Annotated in this window: 16 protein-coding genes and 1 tRNA gene; 6 read left to right on the forward strand and 11 right to left on the reverse strand. The window is 61.9% G+C overall.

Annotated features, from left to right (window positions below; all coding sequences use genetic code 11):
• Position 1: 1 nt before the first annotated feature.
• The 6 genes from JF545_RS04235 to JF545_RS04260 all read right to left on the reverse strand — a co-directional run bounded on the left by JF545_RS04235 (position 2) and on the right by JF545_RS04260 (position 4,966).
• Positions 2–325 (reverse strand): hypothetical protein, encoded by a 324-nt coding sequence (locus tag JF545_RS04235; protein ID WP_206939530.1) that lies wholly within the window; start codon positions 323–325, stop codon positions 2–4.
• Between the two features lie 28 nt (positions 326–353).
• Positions 354–1,454, reverse strand: a complete 1,101-nt coding sequence (locus JF545_RS04240) for a hypothetical protein (RefSeq protein ID WP_206939532.1) — start codon at positions 1,452–1,454, stop codon at positions 354–356.
• Between the two features lie 64 nt (positions 1,455–1,518).
• Positions 1,519–1,764 (reverse strand): plasmid-related protein, encoded by a 246-nt coding sequence (locus tag JF545_RS04245; RefSeq protein ID WP_206939534.1) that lies wholly within the window; start codon positions 1,762–1,764, stop codon positions 1,519–1,521.
• A 529-nt stretch (positions 1,765–2,293) separates the two neighbouring features.
• A complete protein-coding gene (locus JF545_RS04250) occupies positions 2,294–3,346 on the reverse strand; it encodes a tyrosine-type recombinase/integrase (RefSeq protein WP_206939536.1) in 1,053 nt (350 codons plus the stop codon).
• A 97-nt stretch (positions 3,347–3,443) separates the two neighbouring features.
• Positions 3,444–3,520 (reverse strand) — tRNA-Ile (locus JF545_RS04255).
• A 405-nt stretch (positions 3,521–3,925) separates the two neighbouring features.
• Positions 3,926–4,966: a hypothetical protein gene (locus JF545_RS04260; protein WP_206939538.1), complete on the reverse strand. Its 1,041-nt coding sequence runs from the start codon at positions 4,964–4,966 to the stop codon at positions 3,926–3,928.
• A gap of 270 nt (positions 4,967–5,236) precedes the next feature.
• Between JF545_RS04260 and JF545_RS04265 the strand changes: the two genes are divergently transcribed.
• The 6 genes from JF545_RS04265 (at position 5,237) to JF545_RS04290 (ending at position 13,290) form a co-directional block, all read left to right on the forward strand.
• Positions 5,237–7,441, forward strand: coding sequence for a TonB-dependent receptor (locus tag JF545_RS04265; RefSeq protein ID WP_206939540.1), 2,205 nt, complete (start codon positions 5,237–5,239; stop codon positions 7,439–7,441).
• Positions 7,442–7,648: 207 nt separating this feature from the next.
• Positions 7,649–9,196 carry a DHA2 family efflux MFS transporter permease subunit gene (locus JF545_RS04270; protein WP_206939552.1) on the forward strand — a complete coding sequence of 516 codons (1,548 nt, stop codon included), beginning with the start codon at positions 7,649–7,651 and terminating at the stop codon, positions 9,194–9,196.
• Between the two features lie 12 nt (positions 9,197–9,208).
• Positions 9,209–10,432: an ABC transporter substrate-binding protein gene (locus JF545_RS04275; protein ID WP_242520690.1), complete on the forward strand. Its 1,224-nt coding sequence runs from the start codon at positions 9,209–9,211 to the stop codon at positions 10,430–10,432.
• Positions 10,432–11,436: a FecCD family ABC transporter permease gene (locus tag JF545_RS04280; RefSeq protein ID WP_206939554.1), complete on the forward strand. Its 1,005-nt coding sequence runs from the start codon at positions 10,432–10,434 to the stop codon at positions 11,434–11,436. Before JF545_RS04275 ends, JF545_RS04280 begins: the two co-directional genes overlap by 1 nt.
• On the forward strand, positions 11,433–12,536 hold the full coding sequence (locus JF545_RS04285) for an iron ABC transporter permease (RefSeq protein ID WP_206939556.1): 1,104 nt from the start codon (positions 11,433–11,435) through the stop codon (positions 12,534–12,536). The genes JF545_RS04280 and JF545_RS04285 overlap by 4 nt, the downstream gene beginning before the upstream one ends.
• Before the next feature lie 130 nt (positions 12,537–12,666).
• Positions 12,667–13,290 carry an RraA family protein gene (locus tag JF545_RS04290; protein WP_206939558.1) on the forward strand — a complete coding sequence of 208 codons (624 nt, stop codon included), beginning with the start codon at positions 12,667–12,669 and terminating at the stop codon, positions 13,288–13,290.
• 117 nt (positions 13,291–13,407) lie between these two features.
• Here the strand turns inward: JF545_RS04290 and JF545_RS04295 are convergent, their stop codons facing one another.
• The 5 genes from JF545_RS04295 to JF545_RS04315 all read right to left on the reverse strand — a co-directional run bounded on the left by JF545_RS04295 (position 13,408) and on the right by JF545_RS04315 (position 21,496).
• Positions 13,408–15,513 (reverse strand): IucA/IucC family protein, encoded by a 2,106-nt coding sequence (locus JF545_RS04295; protein WP_206939560.1) that lies wholly within the window; start codon positions 15,511–15,513, stop codon positions 13,408–13,410.
• Between the two features lie 80 nt (positions 15,514–15,593).
• On the reverse strand, positions 15,594–16,358 hold the full coding sequence (locus tag JF545_RS04300; RefSeq protein ID WP_206939562.1) for an HpcH/HpaI aldolase family protein: 765 nt from the start codon (positions 16,356–16,358) through the stop codon (positions 15,594–15,596).
• Positions 16,352–18,268, reverse strand: coding sequence for an IucA/IucC family protein (locus JF545_RS04305; RefSeq protein WP_206939564.1), 1,917 nt, complete (start codon positions 18,266–18,268; stop codon positions 16,352–16,354). Before JF545_RS04305 ends, JF545_RS04300 begins: the two co-directional genes overlap by 7 nt.
• Before the next feature lie 14 nt (positions 18,269–18,282).
• Complete coding sequence (locus JF545_RS04310) at positions 18,283–19,641, reverse strand: type III PLP-dependent enzyme (RefSeq protein ID WP_206939566.1); 1,359 nt, start codon at positions 19,639–19,641, stop codon at positions 18,283–18,285.
• Entirely contained in the window at positions 19,634–21,496 is a 1,863-nt protein-coding gene (locus tag JF545_RS04315) for an IucA/IucC family protein (protein ID WP_206939568.1), read from the reverse strand. Before JF545_RS04315 ends, JF545_RS04310 begins: the two co-directional genes overlap by 8 nt.
• Between the last annotated feature and the right edge of the window lie 388 nt (positions 21,497–21,884).

Below are 21,884 nucleotides of genomic sequence, written 5' to 3' on the forward strand. Positions count from 1 at the left end.
ATCAGACCTCCTTTTGGCGATTCTGGCGGGTCGCCTTAGCCTCCAAACGCCGTTTTGTTCTCTGAAGCGCGATCGTCTGTTTCTCAAAGTCCAGACTTCTCAAATCAATGGATTCCATCACTTCCTTCATCTCCTCAATGCAGGCGAAAAAGTCTTCTGGTAGGGCCTTCAACTCTTCGGTTAGAAAATCACAAGCGTAACTGGCAATAATCATTAGAGTTTGAATTTCACTCTGGATAGTATGCTGCTCTACTGCGTGTACCCGGCATAGCCGAGATATGCCGTTCTCGATAACAGAGGTTGTGATATACTGGTCATTGGCCATAGTTGTTACCCGTGCTGGTCAGTTGTGGTTAGGCGTGGCCGGGGCCATCACCCCCGTCCCACGCCGTTTCACGAGTAGTGTAAGCGCAAAAGCTTCTTCGTATTTCATCAAACGCATCTTTCCCAGTCTTGTAGCTGCCATAATGCCTAGCATTGAAATCCGCCTTTTGCTGACCTCGCCGCTCAGCTTCAGCCCGTCTTTTTTGCATCTCACGCAAGTCAATCTTTTCGGATTCAGAAATTCGGCTATTATTTTTTGCTGTATTCTTAGATGTAGTCTCTGTAATAGATTTTCCCTTTTGGCGATTCAGCGGTGCAGCTTTTGGCTTGCCAGAATGGCCATAAGGCAAGCCAGTATCTCCCAAAGGGGTAAACTGGCTAATACCGCTTTCTGCCAAAGGCTTATCTGCAATTTTTTCTACCAGCAGCTTCAATAAATTCTCGCAATTTATGCGATACCATACCTTGGCTGGAACGTCTTTCCTTTCTTCTTCTAAAATTCCAAGCTCGACCAAAAACTTTCTAGCGTTGGCTTGTTGTTTTGGTGACAACCCTGTCTCATATTCCCAACTATCTTCTCCACGCTGCTTTTTATAAAACCATCCTTCCCGCTCCTTTGCCTTATCATTATCAGCCCAATAAAACGCTTGACTCAGAAAAACCGCGCCAGTTACAGACAACCCCGTAAGCAACGTAAAATCTGGATAATAAGCAATCAGCCTGCCCAATATGCTATTAATATCCAAAGGACTTACCTCATCTTCACTATCACTTGGCCCCTTATATTTCTGGAGCTCTTGCAAACGCTCACAATTAACGCGATACCATACTTTAGCAGGCAAATCTCTTCTTTTTTCTTCTAGAACCCCTAGCCCTACCAGCGCCTTCCTCGCGCTCACCTGCTGCTTTAGCGACAGCCCAGTTTCAGCTTCCCAGCTATCATAGCCACGCTGTTTTTTATAAAACCAGCCTTCTCGGCTTTCAGACTTTGGATTATTGCCCCAATAAAATGCTTGGCTAAGGAACACAGCGCCAGGGACTGACACACCTGGCAGAAAGGCATAAGAAGTGTTGTATGCTATTACCCTACCTAAGACCTTTTTAACATCTGACGGAGTAACACGTGCCATATGAAGACCTGAATAAGAAAGCTAATATCAGTATTGACAAGCTTTTCTAGAAATTAGTGAGCAATCACCCTGAATAACCAATAGGCGCATCTTCGATATGATCTAAATGCAGCACTTCTTTCACCTGCAACGTACGAAAATAAACTCGACGACCTACTTTAACCATTGTCGGCTTCAGCTTTCTCGACACCTCGGTATCGCTATACAGGGAGACACGCACACCATCTGGAGAGCGACCTAGAAGGTCCGCTAGGTCAGATATGCTCATCAAAAGGCCGAATCGACCAACAAGGTAATCATCTACAGTCATAGCTAGCACCCATCAATCGTACATCGGTGAAAGTGATACTAACCAATTCAAAAAATAGCTCAAGCCAGCAAGTTACAATTATAAGTCGATATACTACACCTTGATTTTCAAGGTATAGAACTTTGATTAATCCGGGTGCGAATAAATTTGACAAAAAATATACGAATCAAGTAGTTAACAAAAAAACACAGTCCGATGCAAACTTCTCAAGGCCGGATCCCAGGCTTCCGAAAGCCTGCATAATAAGAATAATAATATGATTATTATTCTTATTACTTCGCACCCTTCTCGGATCATATTCTGGTTTGGCTCGCAACCGGATTATCCTTGAGCCTTCGGCTACTCATTTTATATTCCATATTCTGTACAATACGAAATACGATACAAAATACAGTACAGAATACGTTATTAAGCTTTTTATCATTCCTTCCCGTGCAAGAATGAGCTTAGAGCTGTCCCTGGGCAGAGCAGGAAGTGATTGACAGGAGAGATATCGCTACTAAGCAGCCAAGATATTTGGCGCTTATCTTCAAATTCTGTCTAGCTTTGCAACCAAGTCCTCCGCCCTCAGGTGCGTATATCGCCTCAGCATCTGCATCGACTTGTGACCACTGATCGCAGCGACCTCCTGGTCAGACAGCCCGGCCTCTACCAGCCGGCTGACGGCTTCATGGCGTAGATCGTGAAAGCGGAAGTCATCAAGCCCAGCCTGCTTCTTCGCCTGGTTCCAGAGCTTGGTGTAGGCGTAAGGACCGCGTTTCCCGTCTCGGCCAGGCTCACCGAAGAACACCAGGTGACAGTCGAGCGGCCGCACCGGGTTGTTCAGCGCTTGCTTGAACACTTCTGTGGCGGCCTGAGTCAGCGGTACCAGGCGGGCTTCGTTGTTCTTGGTGTCGGTGAGTCGCACCACGCGGCGTTTCACATCGACCTGGGAGCGTGTGAGGGTCAGGATCTCCGACGAGCGCATGCCCGTCTCCAGAGCGATTCTGGCGATCCAGGCCAACATGGGATTGCTGTGCTGCCGAAGCACGGCGAACAGGCGCTTTTCCTCGTCGGCGCTCAAGCGCCGGTCGCGCCCTTCTCCAGGACTGGGTTTGCGGATGTTTTGGACGGGGTTGTAGGTCAGGCCGAGGCCCCATTCCTGGATGGCCACGGTGTAGAGATGGCCGAGCAAGGCGAGCTCCAGGCGCACGGTATTGGCGCTGATCGGTTGGCCACGATGACCAATGCTGTTCAGGCGGGTGTCACGGAAGTTGGCAATCAACTCCGGCGTCAGGGCCGCGAGAGAGTACTTGCCCAGGTGCTCAATCAGCGTGTTGGCCTTGTGGCGTTCGCTCTTTTGGGTGCTGGGCTTCTTGGTAGGGGTGACGTCGGCAAGGTAGCGCCTGAGCGCAGCTTCGAGGGTCATGCGCTCCGAGGCGCTGCGCTGGATAAAGACGCCACGCACCATTTCGTCTTCGGTGCGGCGTGCCCAATCTTGAGCGTCACGCTTGGTGCGGAAGGTCTTGGCGGTGGCAGGCCAGCCGGTCTTGCGGATGACGGCTTTCCAACTACCGGCTGGGGTCTTGACGATGGTGGCCATGAAAGTCTCCAGGGGACTGAAGGATCGGCACTGTACCGAAACTGTACCCTTGGGCTATGGGACTCACCAGAGAGAAATCGTAAGTTGCTGATTTTGATGGTGGGCCCAGTAGGACTTGAACCTACGACCAAGGGATTATGAGTCCCCTGCTCTAACCAACTGAGCTATAGGCCCTTATCAGCGCGGACGTATGATAGCGAATGCGGCGGCCGTAGGCCAGCGGGTTTCAGGTGGACGCTTGCCACTGGTCAGTATGGCGGTCTCCGAGGCGTTTCGGCTGCGCCCTTCCTCACATCACAGCCCTTGTCGCATCATCGCTTGGGCGCCTCAAGAACCGGTTTGGCGACTGGCTGTACCGCTGGCGTACCCGCGGCGCCCTTCTCCTTTCACCGATTTCCCCGCGCCCTTTCTTCCCGCGCCCATTCTGACGCGCCTTTTTCCCACACATCTACTCACGCGGTATTGCTCTTCGCCCTCTATCGCTGAGTGACGCTCTCCAGGGCTGTCCAGCCGTCGCCTCTGTGTCCCGCTCTGCTTCTGTGCGATGTGGCGCTGTGCGGTGCCTGGATGGCTTCGCATCTACTGCACCAGCCCAAGGATGGTGTAGGGGGCCTCGCAGCAGCGGCGTTCGTCGCGTTCGCTGACACTGTGCAGGTCGTAGTTGCGGTCGTTGTCGTAGGCGACGAACAGGCGTTCGTGGTCAAGCACGGCGAGGCCTTCGGCCTTGTGTTCGAACTCGAGCACCTTGTCGTTCTCGTCGCGCACCAGGGTGGGTGTCCTGCCCTGGCGGAAGTCGTGCAGCGACATCACCCACAAATAGCCGCCGATGACCTCGTCGTCGCCCTCTTCGGTCTCGAAGCTGGTCAGCAGGTAGAGCTGGCCGTGGTAGGGATCGTACTCAAGGCTAGACAGGCCACAGACGTGGTCCACGCCGTCGTACTCGCCGGGGTCGAAGCTGAAGACGTCATGCAGGGCATCGACGAATTCCAGGTTGTCATCGTCGTTGATGATGTAGTGGGCACCGATGACCCGGCGCACATAGTCGAAGTCATCGTGGGCCTTGCCCTGCTCGCGGATGCCGAACAACAGCAGGCCATCGCCACGCTCGCCGGGAATCGCGGCCAGACCCTCGATCTTGTAGTAGGGCTCGCCTACGGCTGCGTCCATCTTGCGCCGAAACTCGAGTGATCCTTCCACGCCGTCGCGGGGGTCGGGGTCCACCACCTGGACCCGGTCAGGCTCGTGAAGGGGCCAGATCAGCAGGTGGTTATAGGCGTTGAGATCGTGGGTCTCGTCGTCGATGCGATCAAAGCCGGTGGTGGCGATCATATGGCGCCCATCGGTGGTCAGGGCGAAGTCTTCATACTTCACCGCTTCCTTGATGGTCTGCTGGGTCAGGTAGTCGATGCGGTTTTCGTCGGGACCATCGGCGGTCAACGGCAGGCTGAAAGCGGCGGAACGCTCGTGACCGGGGATCGGCTTGTCGCTGGCCATCAGCAGTCGCTCGCCATCGTAGGCCACCGCAGAAATCTCGGCGTTGACCAGCTCGCCCTGGTCGTCACGCAGCCCGGGAGGAAAGCAGTGGATCGTGCCCTGCTTGAGGATCTTTACCCGTGTCATCAAGCCTCCTGATCTTCGTGTAGTGGAGGCATCCAGCCTACGCCTTGTGCCCCCTGGTCGGCGAGGGGGGGAGTTTGACTTGCACGAACCACAATCTTTAATACGAACGCTTCGCATTATTTCCACAATTCGCTATATTGCTTGCGCCAGCAGCGACAGCTGCCCCTTCGATGCCTGCTGGCCGGTTGCGATGAAGCCCGAAGAGGCTTTCACGCGTTGTTTCGCCGACACGCCTAATGGCGGCGGTGTTTCTTATTCAGCGATCCTTTCATGCACTCCAGACACCCTCTTTCCCACGCCATTCGCTTCCCCCTCGCCTGCGACTCAGCATCACCGCGCACGCCCTGCCGCTCCGGCTACGCAGCGCTGCTGCTAAGCCTGGCAACACCTGCTACGGCCCTGGCACAAAACGACACTTCCGTTGCCGCGACCACTACGCAAGCGGAGGTTACCGCCGACACCATGGTGGTGGTCGGCTCGCGAACGCCCAAATCGATCAGTGAGATTCCCGGTGCCGTCTGGGTCGTTGACCAGCAACAGCTGAACACCCAGATCGCCACTGGCGCGGACCTGAAAACGGCCCTTGGTCGTCTGGTGCCCGGTCTGGACCTGGCCCCTCAGGGGCGCACCAACTACGGCCAGAACATGCGTGGCCGTAGCGTTCAGGTGCTGATCGACGGGGTCTCGCTGAACAGCTCTCGTGGTCTCTCGCGCCAGTTCGATGCGATTGACCCCTTCAACATAGAGCGCGTAGAGGTGCTGTCCGGCGCCAGCAGCCTGTATGGCGGAGGTGCCACCGGCGGCATCATCAACATCGTCACCAAGAAGGGGGAAGGTCCCGGGCGCCACTTTTCCACCGCCACCAGCGTGACCAGCGGCTTCAATGACAGCGACGATGCCGATTTTCGTCTCGCCCAGGACATCAGCGGCGGCAACGAGCAGATTCAAGGTCGTCTGGCGGTGGCGTATCAGGACAACGGCCGTTTCTACGACGGTCGCGGTGACGAGATCTTCCCGGATATCGCCCAGACCGACCTGCAGGACAATCGCTCCATCGACATCATGGGCAGCGTTGATGTCAGGCTGGCGCCACAACAGACGCTGACGCTAGGGGCTCAGCTCTACCGCTCCGCCTATGAAGGGGGTCGTGGCCTGTATTTCCCCAACCTGACCCTGGGCAACCTGGACGGTGCCGAGATCCGTGACGGCTACTCATCGGACCGGGACCCGGCGACCGACCGTCGCATGGTCAACCTGCAGTATCATCACGCTGACCTGCTGGGCCAGGACTTCTACCTGCAGGCCTTCTATCGGGAGGAGGAAGCCAGCTTCAACGCCTTCCCCTACGCGACATCTGAGGGCATCGAGTTTCGTACCTCCAAGCAGAACACCGACCTTGGCGGCATCAAGGCGTTATTTGACGCCGACCTGAGCGACAGCGTGTCACTGACCTATGGGGTCGACATGGACCGGGAGTCCTTCGACGCCAACCAGATGCTCTTTGATATCGCTGCGTCCAACGCCAGTGGCGGGCTGACTCAGCAGCGCAGTGACGTGGTCCCCCGCTACCCCAGCTATGAGGTGGATGGCTATGCAGGCTTCGCCCAGGGGGATTGGCGGGTAACCGAGGGGCTGACCCTGTCTGCGGGGGTTCGTCAGCAGCACATGGATGTCGAGGTCGACGACTTCAATGGCATCCCCGGCGGCGAGAATGACTACGACGCGACGCTGCTCAATGCCAGCGCGCTGTACGACTATGGCAATGGTCACCAGAACTGGATTCAGTTCAGTCAAGGCTTCGAGCTGCCCGATCCTGCCAAGTATTACGGCAAGAGCGCTGACGTCAGCGTCGACGACAACCCGCTGGATGCCATCAAGACGGATCAGGTAGAGCTGGGATGGCGCTTCAACAACGCCGACTGGAGCACCCAGGCAGCGCTTTACTATGCGTGGTCTGACAAGGCGGTGGAAAACGCCGAAGACCTGTCCGTCAGCGTGGTTGAGGAAAACAAGCGTGACTACGGTCTTGAGGCTGCAGTCACTCGCTACCTGGACGGGGGCTTCGAAGTCGGCGGCACCCTGCACCTGGTCCGCTCGGAACAGGAAGACGACGACGGACAGTGGAACAAGCGTGACGCCCGCTACGCCTCGCTGTCATCGGCGACGGCCTTCGTTGGATGGAACGATATGGCCGCGGGTCGCAGCGCGCGCCTGCAGGCCAACCATGCCCACAACCTGGAAGATGACAACGACCGTCAAATCGATGGCTATACCACGGTGGACCTGGCCCTGGCTCAGGACATCGACATCGGCCGCCTGACCCTTGGCATCGACAACCTTCTCGACGAAGAATACTCCACGGTCTGGGGTCAGCGCGCCGCGATGTTCTACTCTCCCTACTATGGTCCAGAGTACCTGTATGACTACCAGGGTCGGGGACGCACCTTTACCCTGGGTTGGACGATGGATTTCTAAGACCTACCATCGGGCCGTGTCCTGACACCCATCCAGATTACCTGCGCCAGGCCTTTGGGTCTGGCGCCTTTGTTTGCCCAACAGAGTGCGGCGCCCCCGGTTGCTGACGGCAACGCCTTATTTGATAATGAATTGCATTTGCCTTTGCGACATGGCATGATCATCGCCCCTCGATGCTCACGCTTTATCACTACGGTGAGACGCTTCATGTCCACGCTTCGCCCCTCGGCACCGTCTTCTTCTCGCTCGCCCACCGCGCTGTCCTCTCGCGCTGGCACAGCTGACGAGAACCAGGATGCCCTGGGTGATGACGCGTCACCGCCGCGGGCCACTGGCGACGATACCGTAAAGGTCACGCCAGGAGGTGCCTGGGTACTGGCCAGCGTGCTGCTGGGCACCTTTACCGTGAGCCTCAACAACAGTGCGCTCAACCTCGCGGTAGCAGAGCTGATGGTGACCTTCGAGGCCAGCGCCAGCCAGGTGAACTGGGTCATCACGCTGTTCATGATCAGCATGGCCATGAGCATGCCCCTCACCGGCTACCTGGCCGACCGCTTCGGCCGCCGCACGATCTACTTGCTGGGGCTGTCGGGATTTCTGGCGGGGTCCCTGCTCGGAGCCATGGCCGACAGCCTGTCGGGCATCATCATGGCGCGCGCCCTTCAGGGCACCGCTGCCGGCCTGATGATCCCGCTGTCCCTGGCGTTGATCTTTGCCGCCTACCCGCCTGAGCAGCGGGGCCGAATCAGCGGTATATGGGGCTTTGCCGTCATGATTGCGCCTGCCATCGGTCCCACGGTGGGTGGTCTTTTGCTGGAGCTGACCCACTGGCGTGCGTTGTTTCTGATGAACCTTCCCTTTGCACTGCTCGGCCTGGCTTTGGGCTGGCGCTGCCTGCGGCGTGAAGCGCCCAATCGTCAGCGTCGCTTCGACTTGCCGGGCTTCGTACTGATCACCTTGGGCATGGGCGCGGTGCTTGCTGCTCTGGGACGGGTCGAGACCCTTGAAGACCTGCTGTCCATTGGTGTGGCGGTGCCGCTGACCGCGGGAATCGCCTGCCTGGTGGCCTTTGTCCTGGTGGAGCAACGTACCACGGCACCTTTGCTGGCACTGTCGTTATTTCGCCACTCGGCCTACCGCTTGAGCGTGGTGCTGGCCTGCCTGCAATCGATCATTCTGTTTGGCTGCGTCCTGCTGACGCCACTGTGGATGCAGCAGGTGCTAGGTGCCAGTCCTTTCGTCACCGGACTGGTGTTTCTGGCCACCGCCCTTACCGCCTCACTGTGCTCGCCCCAGGCCGGCCGCATGATCGACCGTTACCCGCCGCAATGGTGTCTGCTGGTGGGGCTCGGCGTGACCGCGATCAGCCTGATGGGACTCGCCCTGATGTCACCGGCTGCGCCGGTGTGGCTGGTCGGGGCCTGGATGGGACTTCGCGGAATCGGCCTTGCCTGCGGCTACCTGCCTGCCACGACTGTCGGCGTACGCGCGCTACCTGACGCCGAGATGACCCAGGCCTCCGCCATGAATAATATGGCCCGACGCCTGGTCGCATCGCTGGGGCTGGTGGCGCTGTCGCTTTACTACGATGCCCGAGTCGACCAGCTCGCCGGCAGTGACGCCAGTGTTGGCGCCAGTGCCCAGGCCCTGAGTGAAGCCTTCACCGCGCTCGCCCTGATCGCCCTGCTGTGCCTGCCGCTAGCCTGGCGGCTGGGCCGGGCAACACGCCATCACACTGCCCACATGCTTACGTGACGGATCCACCCCATGATGCCCTCTCCCACGTTACGCCCATCATCGCACCCGCCAGCGCCATCGCCCCCAAGGCCCTTGCGCCCGAAGTCCTTGCGCCCCCGCGCAGCGCCTTCGGCGCTGCGCGAGCTGCTAAAGCTGCTGGCGTTGCTGTCGGGCGCTCTGCTGTTTGCCACCATCTCACTGCTGGCCGGCATGCTGCTGTTTGCTGAAACGGCTCGTGGGGACACGGCGCCACCTCCAGCCACATCTCCGCGTCTGGTCACGCTCTACCAGGGCGCGACCGACAGTGCCGTGGCACTAGGCCTGACCCCGATTGGAGTGGTCGACGCCTGGATGGAGAAGCCCACCTACCGCTATCTGCGACCGGCGCTGAATGGGGTGGAGCATGTGGGCCTGGAAACCCAGCCCAATCTCGAGAAGATCGCCTGGCTCGACCCTGACGTCATTATTGGCACGCGTTTTCGCCACGAGCGGGTTCGCCCGCTGCTGGAACGTATCGCCCCAACCCGCTTCGCGGCCAACGTCTATGACTTCAGGTATTCCCTTGACGAGGTAGCACAAGCCACCGGCCGCGAGGCCGAGGCCCGCGAGCTGATGACCTGCTGGAATGCCCGCATCGCCGACCTGCGTCAGCGGCTGGCGCAGCGCCTGGGCGATGATTGGCCGCAGAAGGCGGCCGTGGTCCGCTTCAAGAGTGATCATCTGCGCCTGTATTCCACCGGCTTTGCCGGAAGCATTCTCGGCGAGATCGGCTTCGAGCAGCCCGATGCGGCCAGCGACCAGGGCTGGGGCATCAAGCTGACCAGCGAAGAGAATATCCCGACGCTGGATGCCGATGTCATCTTCGTGCTGCTGGAAGACGACCCGGCCATCCTGGCCACCTACCGTCACTGGACCGCGCATCCCCTGTGGCAGCGCCTGAAGGCAGCACAGGCGGGACGGGTGTATGAGGTCAATACGGTCAACTGGATCATGGGTGGCGGTATTCTGGCGGCCAACGCCATGCTCGATGACCTGTACCGTCACTATTTTCCCCAGCTTGCATCGTCTGAGTCCGCCGCTTCCGCATCCCGCTCACTGCCGCTGGCCGCTGACTCGACGCCGCTGGCGGCTCGCATGTCCCAACAGGCGCCTGTCGGCCCCAACGACTGCCAGCTGGCCTTCGCATCTGACGCCAGAGCCGCTGCCAAAACCCACAGCTCCACTCGCGCTACTGACGACCAGCAGGATTCTTGATGCTTGACCGCACCACCACCCGTTCGGCAGGACTCGTGCTCGGCATCCTGTTGTGGCTTGCGGCCTTCGCCGCGAGCGTGACGCTGGGCACCACCGACATCACCCTGAGCGATGTCTGGCAGGCGCTGAGCGCTTACGACGGAGGCCGAATCGACCACATCATCATCGTCTCCGAGCGTCTGCCACGGGCCGTCATTGCGACCCTGACCGGCTCAAGCCTGGCCATCGCCGGGGTGCTGATGCAGACCATGACCCGCAACCCGTTGGCCTCGCCTGGCATCCTTGGCATCAATGCCGGCGCCATGTTCTTCGTGGTCGTGGCGGTATCGCTGCTGCCGCTGCATGCCCCAGGGCAGTATGTCTGGGCGGCGCTGCTGGGGGCGCTGGTAGCCGCCTTGCTGGTGCTGGCGCTCAGCCGAGGACGCCGCGGTGAACTGTCTCCGCTGCGGGTGGTGCTGGCCGGGGTTGCCGTCAGCGCCATGTTTCTATCCTTCAGCCAGGGCCTGCTGATCCTCGACCAGCAGAGCTTCGAGAGCGTGCTGTACTGGTTGGCGGGGTCCGTCTCGGGTCGCGAGCTCGATCTGGTGGTGCCCCTGCTGCCCCTGTTCATTTTGGCGCTGGCCATCACCGCGGTTCTGTCACGTCATGCCAATGCGCTGCTGCTGGGCGACGAGATGGTCACCGGCCTCGGCATGCGCGTGGGTACGCTAAAGCTGCTGCTCGGCCTTTGCGTGATCCTGCTGGCGGGAAGCTCCGTCGCCCTGGCCGGCATGATCGGCTTCGTCGGGCTGATCGTGCCGCACATGGCTCGCGGTCTGATTGGCATCGACCATCGCTGGCTGTTGCCCGCCTGTGGCGTGCTGGGTGCGACCCTGCTGCTGGCCGCCGATATCGCCTCGCGGTTTCTGATGCCACCCCAGGAGGTGCCGGTCGGGGTGATGACGGCACTGCTCGGCACGCCTTTCTTCATCTATCTGGCGCGCAGACGGCAGGTGGCGACATGACCCAGGGACACAACACCTTGTCGACACCCGCCGCCAATCACCGCGCGAACGCCAGCGTCAACAGCAGCAGTTCCCTGACCTCACCGGGCGGCTCTTCGCCACGGGAGCGCACAGCACGATATCGCTTCCTGTGGGTGGTCACCCTACTCGGGCTGGCGCTGCTCGCCAGCATGGGGATGTCGTTGTCTCTGGGCAGTTTCCCCACGTCGCCGCCCAAGGTGCTCGGCGCCCTGGTGGCACCGGCAGACAGCGACGTCGGCTTTATCATCTGGGAGCTTCGGCTGCCACGCATCCTGCTGGCGGTGCTGGCGGGCGCCGCGCTGGCCTGCGCCGGCGCGATCCTCCAGGGCATCGTCAGAAACCCCTTGGCCTCACCGGACGTGATCGGCATAACCAGCGGCGCAGCGCTGGCGGCCGTGATCTTCCTGGCAGGCCTTCTCGGTTCGCTGAGCATCAATCTGCTGCCGCTGGCGGCACTCACAGGGGCCGTGTTGGCCACCCTGCTGGTGGTGTCCCTGGCCTGGCGAGCGGGGCTTGAACCTTCTCGCGTCGTGCTGGTGGGCATCGGCCTTTCAGCGGCCATGGGCGCTGCCACTACGCTGTTGATCGTGATCAGCGACGATGCCTCGGCGCTGCACGCCTACGTCTGGCTGACCGGCAGCCTGTACGCCGCCCAATGGCAGGACGTGCTGTCGCTGCTGCCGTGGCTGTTGATCGCCCTACCGGCCAGTCTCGCGTTGGCTCGACATATGGATGCCCTGGCGCTGGGTGACAGCGTCGCCCTGGGGCTTGGGGTCAACGTGCAACAGAGCCGCCTGATCCTGCTGGCGCTGAGCGTGGCCCTGGCCGGTGCCGCGGTCGCCTTCGTCGGCGGACTCAGCTTTGTCGGGCTGGTCGCCCCACACCTGGCGGCTCGCCTGGTAGGACGCAGCCTGGCGCGCCTGGTACCAACGGCCGCGCTGTGTGGCGCCCTGATCGTGCTACATGCCGACCTGCTGGGACGGGTGGCCTTTCTGCCCAAGGACCTGCCGGCCGGTATCTTCGTTTCTGCCGTCGGCGCCCCGTTCTTCGTCTATCTGCTCTATCGCCACCGGCAGTAGCCTGAGGTGCTGCTTGAAGTGCTGATCAAGCCCAGCGGGACTGCCGGGTCGAGGCGTAATCACGTCAGCACTGGTGTCTTGCTGATACCGTCTTGTTCAAACAGCCTCGTCTTTCAATAAGGAGACCAGCATGTTTTACATCGCGCCGCGACAGCAGCGCTTCAGTGACGAACAGATCGAACGCCTGGGCAGCCTGTCGACCTCCACCCTGGGCCACTTCAGCGACCTCGGCGCTATCGCGTCGCTGCAGCCGATTCAACGTCCCATTCGCCTGTTAGGCACGGCGCTGACGGTCAAGATCCCGCATATCGATGGCAGCATCATCCGCGAAGCATTGATCCAGGCAGAGCCCGGCGACGTGCTGGTGATCGACGTGGGCAGCGACCACCAGCGCGCCTGCTGGGGGGAGTTTCGCGCCTATGCGGCGCTCAAGAAGGGACTTGCCGGGGTCGTCACCAATGGCGCCATTACCGACTGGGACGCCCTCTCCCGCCTATCGCTGCCGGTCTACGCCAGGGGGACCAGCCCGCTGACCACCCGCTCGCTGTCGTTGGAGGGTGAGATCAACACCACCGTCGCCATTGACGGCGTCACCATCGAACCCGGCGACCTGATTCTCGGCGATGACGACGGCCTGTTCGTGCTGCCGCCCCATCGCGCCGACGCACTGGCGGAGCGCGCCCTGGCCAAGCAAGCCGAAGAAGCCAGCCGCCGCGAGGCGATGTTGCGCGAGCACCCCGACTGGCTGCGCTGAATATCCCCTGTCACAGCCCCTGTCCCTGTCATAGCCCCTGTCATAGTCCCTGTCTTGCGCACAAAAAACGGCGGCATCGGTATTCACCGATGCCGCCGCGTACTTTCTTACGCTAGATCAGGCTTGCTGCAGCGTCCTCTGGTGGTCGGCTTCGGCAGCGGTACTGACACCCTGTTCGACACTGGCGTTGGCCTCGGCTGTCTGATGCGTCGGCTCCCCCTGGCAGGCGCGTAGCGGGTTGACGGTCTCGCTGACGCCGAAGGGCATGCTGCCGGGGCCGCCGGCCCGCTCGATGATCGGTGCGATCAGGCGCTTGTAGGGCCAGCTTTCGCGCTCGAACAGCACCGCCTTCAATCGACGACGCTCACCGTCTTCGAAGGGAACGGCGTCGAGCACGCCGTCCAGCACCGCGCAGAGATCCTGCCACAGGGCCCGACTCGACAGGCCGAAATGCCCCGCCACGGTGTCGATGATGGCGCGCAGGTTCACCTGGACGGCCAGGGTCTGAAGCCAGAACACCAGGGCCTCCTGAGTGTCGTGGTAGAGGGTATTGGCGTGTCCCTTCTTGATCCGGTAGCACGGGTCCTGCATGCCGTGACGCTCGAGCTGACCGACGTGGATGCGCAGCGAGTCATGGTCCCTGAGCAGCAGCCCTTCGACCTGGCCATCACGCACCACCAGCACGGCATTCTGACCATGGACCTCCGCCAGCATCCCGAGACGCAACATGCGCAGGTTGATCTCGAAGAAGCGCGAACACAGCTCGCCAAACAGGACTCTGGCGCTTTCGGTCCCGTGTTCCATGCCTCGCTGGTCCATCCAGTCGCTGAACAGGTGGTGGGCGCTTGCCGAGTTCTCGCTCGGCAGTGGCGTCCCCAGGGTCGCCATGGGCACCAGCTGCACATCACGCTGGGCCAGCAGCTCCCGCGGATAGCTGCGCACCATGGCGCTGAGATGACGCGGGGCTTCCTCAAACAGGCTGGCATCTTCGGGCATGTAGGCCCACCACTTGCCCTCGTCACACAGGTGCAGGGCACTCGCCAGCACCGGGTCACGCTGCCTGGCCTGGGCCAGCAGCCTGGCGCTGAGATCACCATTGATCATCTTCACGGCGGGCAGGTAGCGCGAGGCGCCCAGGGAATGAATGGCCATAGGCAGCTTCAGGCTGTGCTCGGAGCAGCGGGTGGACAGCAGCGAGCGCAGTGATGACGTCGGCCACCAGCCCCCGGTAACCGTCTCAAGGGTCACGCAATGCCCCTCCTCAAGGTCCGTGGCTAACCACGTCGGCAGCGCATGCTCGTGCTGCCATGGATGCACCGGCAAGGCCACGTGGGTCTGGTCGATACCCTTGTTTCTCAGCTCATCCTGAAGCGTCTGGCGCTCATCATGGGCCAGCACCCAGTCGGCGGGCACGCTGTCCACGTCACCGCCGTCTGCCGCCTCGAGGCCGGCGCCGGTGCATAGCCGATGGCGCGCCACGGCGACCCAGACGAGCCCCACCGGACGAGCGAACTCCGCCATGTAGGCCTGGTACTCATCGGCACTCATGCCCTGCTTGGCCTTGGCCGTCGGATGGTAGGGGCGATCCAGCAGCGATGCCCATTGCTCCATCCGCACAAAGTGGGCGTGGGTATCCAGCGCCTCAAGGTCATCGGTGCGCACGCCGTGATGCATCGACGCCTCGGCTTGCCACAGGCTGTCCTCCAGCGCACGCAGAAACACCTGCTGGCCCTTGGTCAAGCCGCTGTGGGGCTGGTCACCGTTGGCCTCGGCTGGCTCTGGCTCCGGCTCCCCCTTCGCCTGGCATAAAAGGCGCATCAGCGCTGGTGCATCCAGCTCGATGGCGCTGGCATCAGCGTCCGGCACGACCAGCACAGGGGTCGCCGGCACCTTCTGCCAGGCCTGAACAATGCCTGGCTCCAGCAGCATGACCAGGCGCTCGCCCTGGGGTGTCTGCCAGTCCCACAGACGGGTCTGGCCCTGCACCGCTGCCGCGCCAAACCAGGCGGTGGCCTGACGCCGCGCAGCATCGTCGTCTTCACGCAGCTTGGCGCTGTCCAGCAGCCCCTCGACCAGCAGGCCGTCTACGAGAAACGCCAGAATCTGCTCGCCGGCGCCAGGTGTTTCGACAAACGAACCCGCGCCAGCCGAATCAGTGACAGCCGAGTCAGTAACAGACACATCAGTGCCGCGAAAGGATGAGGAACCGTCGATGGACGCCATACTTGGGGCCTCCTGTTGGATAGTTGGGCGATCAGGGGTGGGTGATGACGCCAGGCCTTCAACGTCTGGGGATGGCCGGGTCATGACGCGGCCTCCTGCAATGCCTGGCTGAGGGCGCGAAAGGCAATACCGCGTTCATCGCCCAGCATGAAGGTATGCACGCCGCGTTCGCGCCACCCGGCCTTGGCACCGGCGTGACGCAGGAAGGCGGCGTATGGGATGCCGTGCTCGGCGGCGCTACGCTGTACCCTGGCCAGGGCATCGGTCACCTCGGGATGAGCGGTCTGCCAGGTGACACCCAGAGATTGCGACAGGTCGGCGGCGCCCTCGAGGATCAGGTCTACCCCAGGAACCGCACACAGCGCGTCGATGCGCTCCACGCCGGTGCGACTCTCGATCATCGCCACCACCAGAGTCTCGTCGTTGGCCTTGTGCACGTATTCGGCCAGGGAGTGCTTGCCGAAGGAACCCGGCCTTCCGGCGTTCAGGCTGCGGGTGCCCTGGGGGGCATAGCGGCACGCCTGGGCCGCCATTGCCAGGCGCTCGGGATCTTCGACACTGGGCAACACGATGCCTTGGGCGCCGCCATCCAGCAGGCGCAGCAGAGTCTTGGGATCGTCATCGGCGACCCGCACCAGCGGCGTCAGCGCGTAGCTTTCTGCGGTGCGAATCATGTGCTCGATGGTTTCCGGGTTGATCAGCACGTGTTCGCAGTCGATCACCACGAAGTCAAAGCCAGCCTCGGCGATCAGCTCGATCGACGCCGCCGTAGGCAGCGACGCCAGCACGCCATACACCTCGCGCCCTTGCGCCAAGGCGAGCTTGAGTTGATTGGTTCTCAGCATGGCATCGGCTCCCCGCCCTGGTGCTGGCGCGGCGTTGCACCGCCCGGTGCGTGCTCAGCCAGGGGATTGGGCACGCGCTTGACCTGGGGAATGTCATCGCCAAACAGCCGCCGGCGGGTGAGCGCTTCCACTTCCCATTCGGGGACGAAGACGTCGAAGCTGCGGTAGCGCTCGGCATGCTCCGGGTGGGCTTCTTGGTAGGCCACGATGACGTCGGCGACCATCGCCCAGAAGGTCTTCTCCTCCAGGCCAAAATGACGCTTCAGGAAGATCGCCATCTCGGCCAGGGCAATGAAGAAGAAGGCATCACAGGAGTAATCCCGCACCGCATCCAGGTCATCGGTGACGATGAAGGAGTTGCGGTTGCGAGCGGCATGAGCCGCGGGCAGTGGCTCCAGCCTGGGGGCCAGCTCCGGGCGGGCCAGGGCGGCCTCGCTGTAGCGCACGCCATCGTGGAAGTCCTTGAGCGCGATTCTCACCGGCCAGCCATCGCGGTGGATCACCACGATGTTCTGGCCGTGAGACTCAAGCCCGACGCCTTCGGCAAACAGCAGGTGGATGATCGGCAAGGTCGCCACCATCACCAGCTGACGCGTCCAGGCGTCGCGGCCGTGGCGCTCGATCCAGTCGGCGATGAAAGGTGCGTCGGGTTCGCCGTCGGGCTGGCGAGTGAACTGACTGAGCCCATTGAAGGGCACCGCCTGCTCTCCGGGCGCCAGGAACTCGTCGATGTGCTCTCGCCACAGCGCGCCTACCTGGCCATACACCTGGTCATGGCGCAGCCCGGGGAAGGCGCGCTCGTCCAGGGCAACGCCCGCCACCTCACCGAGGATGACCATGCCCGATGCCTTGGCCGTCGGATGACTGTCCACCAGGGTCTTGAGCCAAGCGGTGATGATGGGCCCATTGGTGATGGTGTGACGGGCCAGGATGCGGGTGCTGGACGTATTGGTGATACCTAGCGCCAGCTTGAGGTAGGGGCGCGGCGCATCGCGCTCGGCGTTCCCCACCGGCGACAAGGTGCGGATCGACTGCTGGGGCCGGTAGCTCAGCTGTCCTTCCCCCAGCAGAGCGATCTCGCCGCGGGCAAGTTCCGGGTACAGCGCCGCGACCAGCACGTTGTCCCACTGCCAGGGATGGACCGGCATCAGTACCACCTGATCGCGCGTCAAATCCTGCTGCTGCAGCCACCCAGACAGCGCCGACTCGACCTCGGCGCCCGCCTCGGCCTCGACCATGGCCGCTACCCGGTAGCCGCAGGAAGCCCCTTGATGGGCCAGCCGCCGGGGTACGCCAAGCCACAGCACGCGCAGGTCCTGGCCGAACTCCGGGCCATAGCGGCGGTTGTCATCGAGGCTGAACCCCAGGCGTGACTTGTAGCTGGGGTGATAGCTGTGGGCATCGGTGAAGGCCTGCTCCAGGGCATCGGCATCCAGCTGGCGCGGATCAACACCGTTACCCGGGCTTGCGACGGTGGACGACTGCAGGTCCTTGATCAGGGTTTCGGTCAGCTCACGAATAAAGCCCGCACCGAGTTTTCCATCGCCACCAAGGGCATGGTCGAGGTCATCCAGCACCTCGAACAGGGTCGGCGATACATCGCCATCTGCGGCTTCCTTCACCAGGCTCGAATGATCCAGGCGCACCAGCGCAAAGCTGTGACAGCGAAACCCTTCGACCCGGTAGCGACCCGGCCCCACCTTCAACCGGAACAGCGATCTGTCGGCGGCATCGGGGGACGCCGACGAGGCCTCCAGGCGGGTTTCGCTGATGGGTTCGAGCACGTCTTCGTACAGCAATGTCTGCAGCAGCTGGCCAATGACGCGGCGTTCGATGCGTTGGCGATGCTGCCAGTCGGCAGCCACGGCAAAGGGCCGCGTGGCGGCTGCCGCGGAGGTAAGTAATGTCATGGGATTCCTCGACGTCAATAGATAGCCACGCGGCCGGGCGCGCTGATAAAGCACTGCTCGGGCCTTGGATGACACAGAAAGTCGGCGTGGGAAATGTTGTAGCCATAGGCCCCGGCCAGGGGCAGCACCAGCAGATCCCCTGGCTCCGGGTCGTTGAGCCAGGCGGCGCGTGTCATTACATCCTTGGGCGTGCACAGCTGGCCGACCACGCTCCAGCGTTTTATGGCAGCGGGCTTGGCATCTGCCTGCGCGCCAGAGCGGCCCTCGGCCGGTGATGGGCACAGCGCAACCACCGGGTGGTCATGGCCCTGGGCGGCGGGAAGGCGAAATTGGTGGGTGCCGCCACGGCAGATCACGAAGTTCTCGCCGTGGCTCGACTTGGTGTCGATCACTTCCATGACGTAATAGCCGCAGAAGGCTGAGACGAAGCGTCCAATCTCGAAGCGCAGGCGTGGCGCATCGTCCATGTGCTCAAGGCGCTGTCCCAGATGAGCGCACAGCGCCGGCCAGTCGAACTGCTCGCCCGGGGCAGATGGCGCTTGGTAGTCAACGCCGATGCCGCCCCCCACATTGAGCTGGGTGACCGACGCCGGATGTTCGGCCAGTGCTCGCCAACGCGGCCAGCGATCCAGATAGCTATCGAGCAGTGTCTTGTGCTTGTGCACGCTGCGCTGGTGGGACATGGCGTGCACGTGAAAGCCTACCAGCCTGAGGTGGGACGCTGCCTCCACCGCCGCGACCGCCGCGCCGAGTTCCGCCTCGTCGATGCCGAACGGTGTGGCGGTGCCCGCCATGCGCAAGCGACTGGACAGCGACTCGGGCAGACTCGGATTGATACGCAGCAGCACGCTCTGCGGCTCACCTCGCGCTGCCGCCAGGCGCTCAAGACGCGCAATTTCACCGAGACTCTCCACATGGAAGGCCTCGATACCCTCGTCCATGGCGCGCTGCATCTCGCTATCCAGCTTGCCGGGGCCAGACAGCACCCAGGGCAACGCCTGGGTCGCCTGGCGCATCCGCGCTATCTCACCGCCGGAGGACAGCTCGAAACCATCCACCAGCGGCGCCAGGGTCTTGAGCATCGGGGCCTCGCTGTTGGCCTTGATGGCATAGAACAGCTCGACGCCCTTGGGCAACGCCGACATCATCCAGCGCGCCCGCTCTGCCAGTGCCTCCAGGTCGTAGAAGAAGGCCGCGACCGGGTCCTGGGCGTCTGCCTGATGGGCCAATATGGCCTGGCGCACCGCCTCGGGGATGGCGTGAGCGGAACCAGGGGCTACTGCTGCAGAACGCTCCGCCACCACTGGCGTATCAGCGGCGTCGCCCCTCGGCACAGCGTCAGCCAACGGGCGGTTCAGGGTGACATCAACCATGGGCCACCTCCCGGCGCGGGCTCGACACCGCGCGCCAGGGGCTCGGCAAGCGCACGTATTCTGCATGCCGATCCGCCTGGGCCATCAGCCTGAGCTTGAGGTTGGTCTTGCATGGCAGCGCGTCACCGGCAAGCAGCGCATCAAGCTCGGGGGTAGCCCTCCCGGGAGATGCCTGTGACATCTCGCTCAAGCGGTCCCTTACTCGCGCCAGCTCGTCGGCGGTGGCGTCCCACAGGTCATCGGCAAGGGCAGGACGCTGCCAGCTCAATGCCAGGATGGCCTCCGCCAGATGATTCAGCAGCAGGCAGTAGGCGATGCGATGCCAGCCTTTCTCTCGGCTGTAGACCATCGACTGGCGGACACGGGGATCCAGCGTCTCGCCGGCCAGCCAGTCCACGCCCAGGTCAGCGGTCAACTTGGTGCCTTCGAAGTCGCGCAGCAGCATCCGCTGCGGGCGTCCTTGCTGATGCACCAGCACACAATTCTGCAGATGGGGCTCGACCACGATGCCGTGCCGGAAGTACAGCGCGAGCACCGGCTCTACCAGGGTCTTCAAGTAGGCACGGAACCAGTCGAGTCGCTGTTCGTCGCTGCTGTCCGCGGGGCCGACGCCATAGCTGCGCCCGACCAGATCGAGCACCATCGGCGTCAGTTGGGTATCCCGGGCAAACACCGTGGCGGACAACAGGCAGCGCTCGGCACCAAAGCGACGGCAGAAGTTGTCGCGCAGGATGATGCCGGTCTGTTCACAGAACCAGCGGCGCACCTCGGGATCCTGGCCATCGGCGTCATCGTCGCTCGGCGTCCAGTGCAGCGTGGCGGGCTCGCGGGCGACCTCCAGTCGCTTAAGCGCGGGATCCCCCGCCTCGACCAGTTGCGCCATGATGCGGTCGATCACCAGCGTGCTGGCCAATTCGTACCAGGCGTTCTTGCGCACGCAGTTGGTGATGCGCACGTTCAACGAGCCCTTGATGAACCAAGGGTGATCCTCCAGGTACCAGGTACGCATGGACGCCGTGGGCACCGCCTCGAAGCCGCTGGCGCCAAGATCGCGAATCCGCCCGTCGGCCAGATAGGGGGCGACCTGGGGCGAGCGCCGGAACAGCTCGGCCTGGATCGGGTGCATGGCCAGTACCACGCGGTCGTCGGCGCTGTCGGCTACCTGATCCGCTGCCTGCTGCAGCAGCTCCTGCGGCGACGGGCCATTGCTGTTGATGCGCAGGCCCTCTGCCGGGAACGAGAACTGGTGCAAACGTGTTGCGATACCCGACTCCGGCGAACAGGCAACGCCGGCATCGGGAAGATCCTCAGGCCATTGCCGCGCCTTGGGGGTCGGGTGGTTGGGATGTCCGAACCATAGCCCCTGTTCGCTGGACGCATAGTCGCCAAGGGGGTGCCGCTCAGGACGCTCGCTGCGACGATCAGATTGGTCGGCGCGTGACAGGATATCTTCCATCACGCGCTGACTCAGCAGAACCTGGTCGCGGAATTCCGGATTGGGGAAGGCGTCACGCCAGGGCCCGTCCTCCAGCAATGCCGCTACCAGCTCAGCCGTCTGCGCCGGGCGCCAACGCGGGTCCGTAGGACGCCGCAGGTACAGCTCCGATACATAGGCATGAACGCCCAATGCCGAATGCCGGTCGACCAGCACAAACAAGCTAAGCGTCGGTGACCACGCAATCTGCAGCGGCCATCCTTTATCGGTGTGGGGCAGGCCCTGCCGATGGGCAGGCCAGTGGTGGCTCAGCAAGTCCTGGGGAATACCCACTTCCTTGATGATGCCGTTGAGCAGGGCATGCTGCGAGGCATGCCGAGCAATCTCGCCAGGGGTGCGAGTCTGTAAGGGGAATTGCATATGCAACCTCCGCAAGGATTCCATCCTTTGTTGCTCTCTCTGGCTACGGCGCACGACCGCAGGCCTGAGAAAGTCGCGCTTTCCTGGCTAGTCACTGGGCGAAGGGGTGTTGTTATGGAAACACTGGATAAATTACTGCGCTCGATATCTCGGCTTCTGGCGGTACTCAAGATCCTCATTTAACCGCATGTAAACTCCGGTCTCTCCGTTCCGGCAGCAGCCGACCTATCATCGCTCGCTACATTTATTCAGCGTTTCCTTATGTTTCTTGGTTATCGTGTGTCTTGTTACTTGATACGTCTGCTTCTGGATGATCCGGTCCCGCTGAAGTGGCGGTAATGGTGATGGGGTGCTGTGCTGCGTCAGCGAGATATTGGCCAGGGCCGCT

It is taken from the genome of Halomonas litopenaei, from assembly GCF_017303055.1.
Taxonomy (GTDB): Bacteria; Pseudomonadota; Gammaproteobacteria; order Pseudomonadales; family Halomonadaceae; genus Halomonas; species Halomonas litopenaei_A.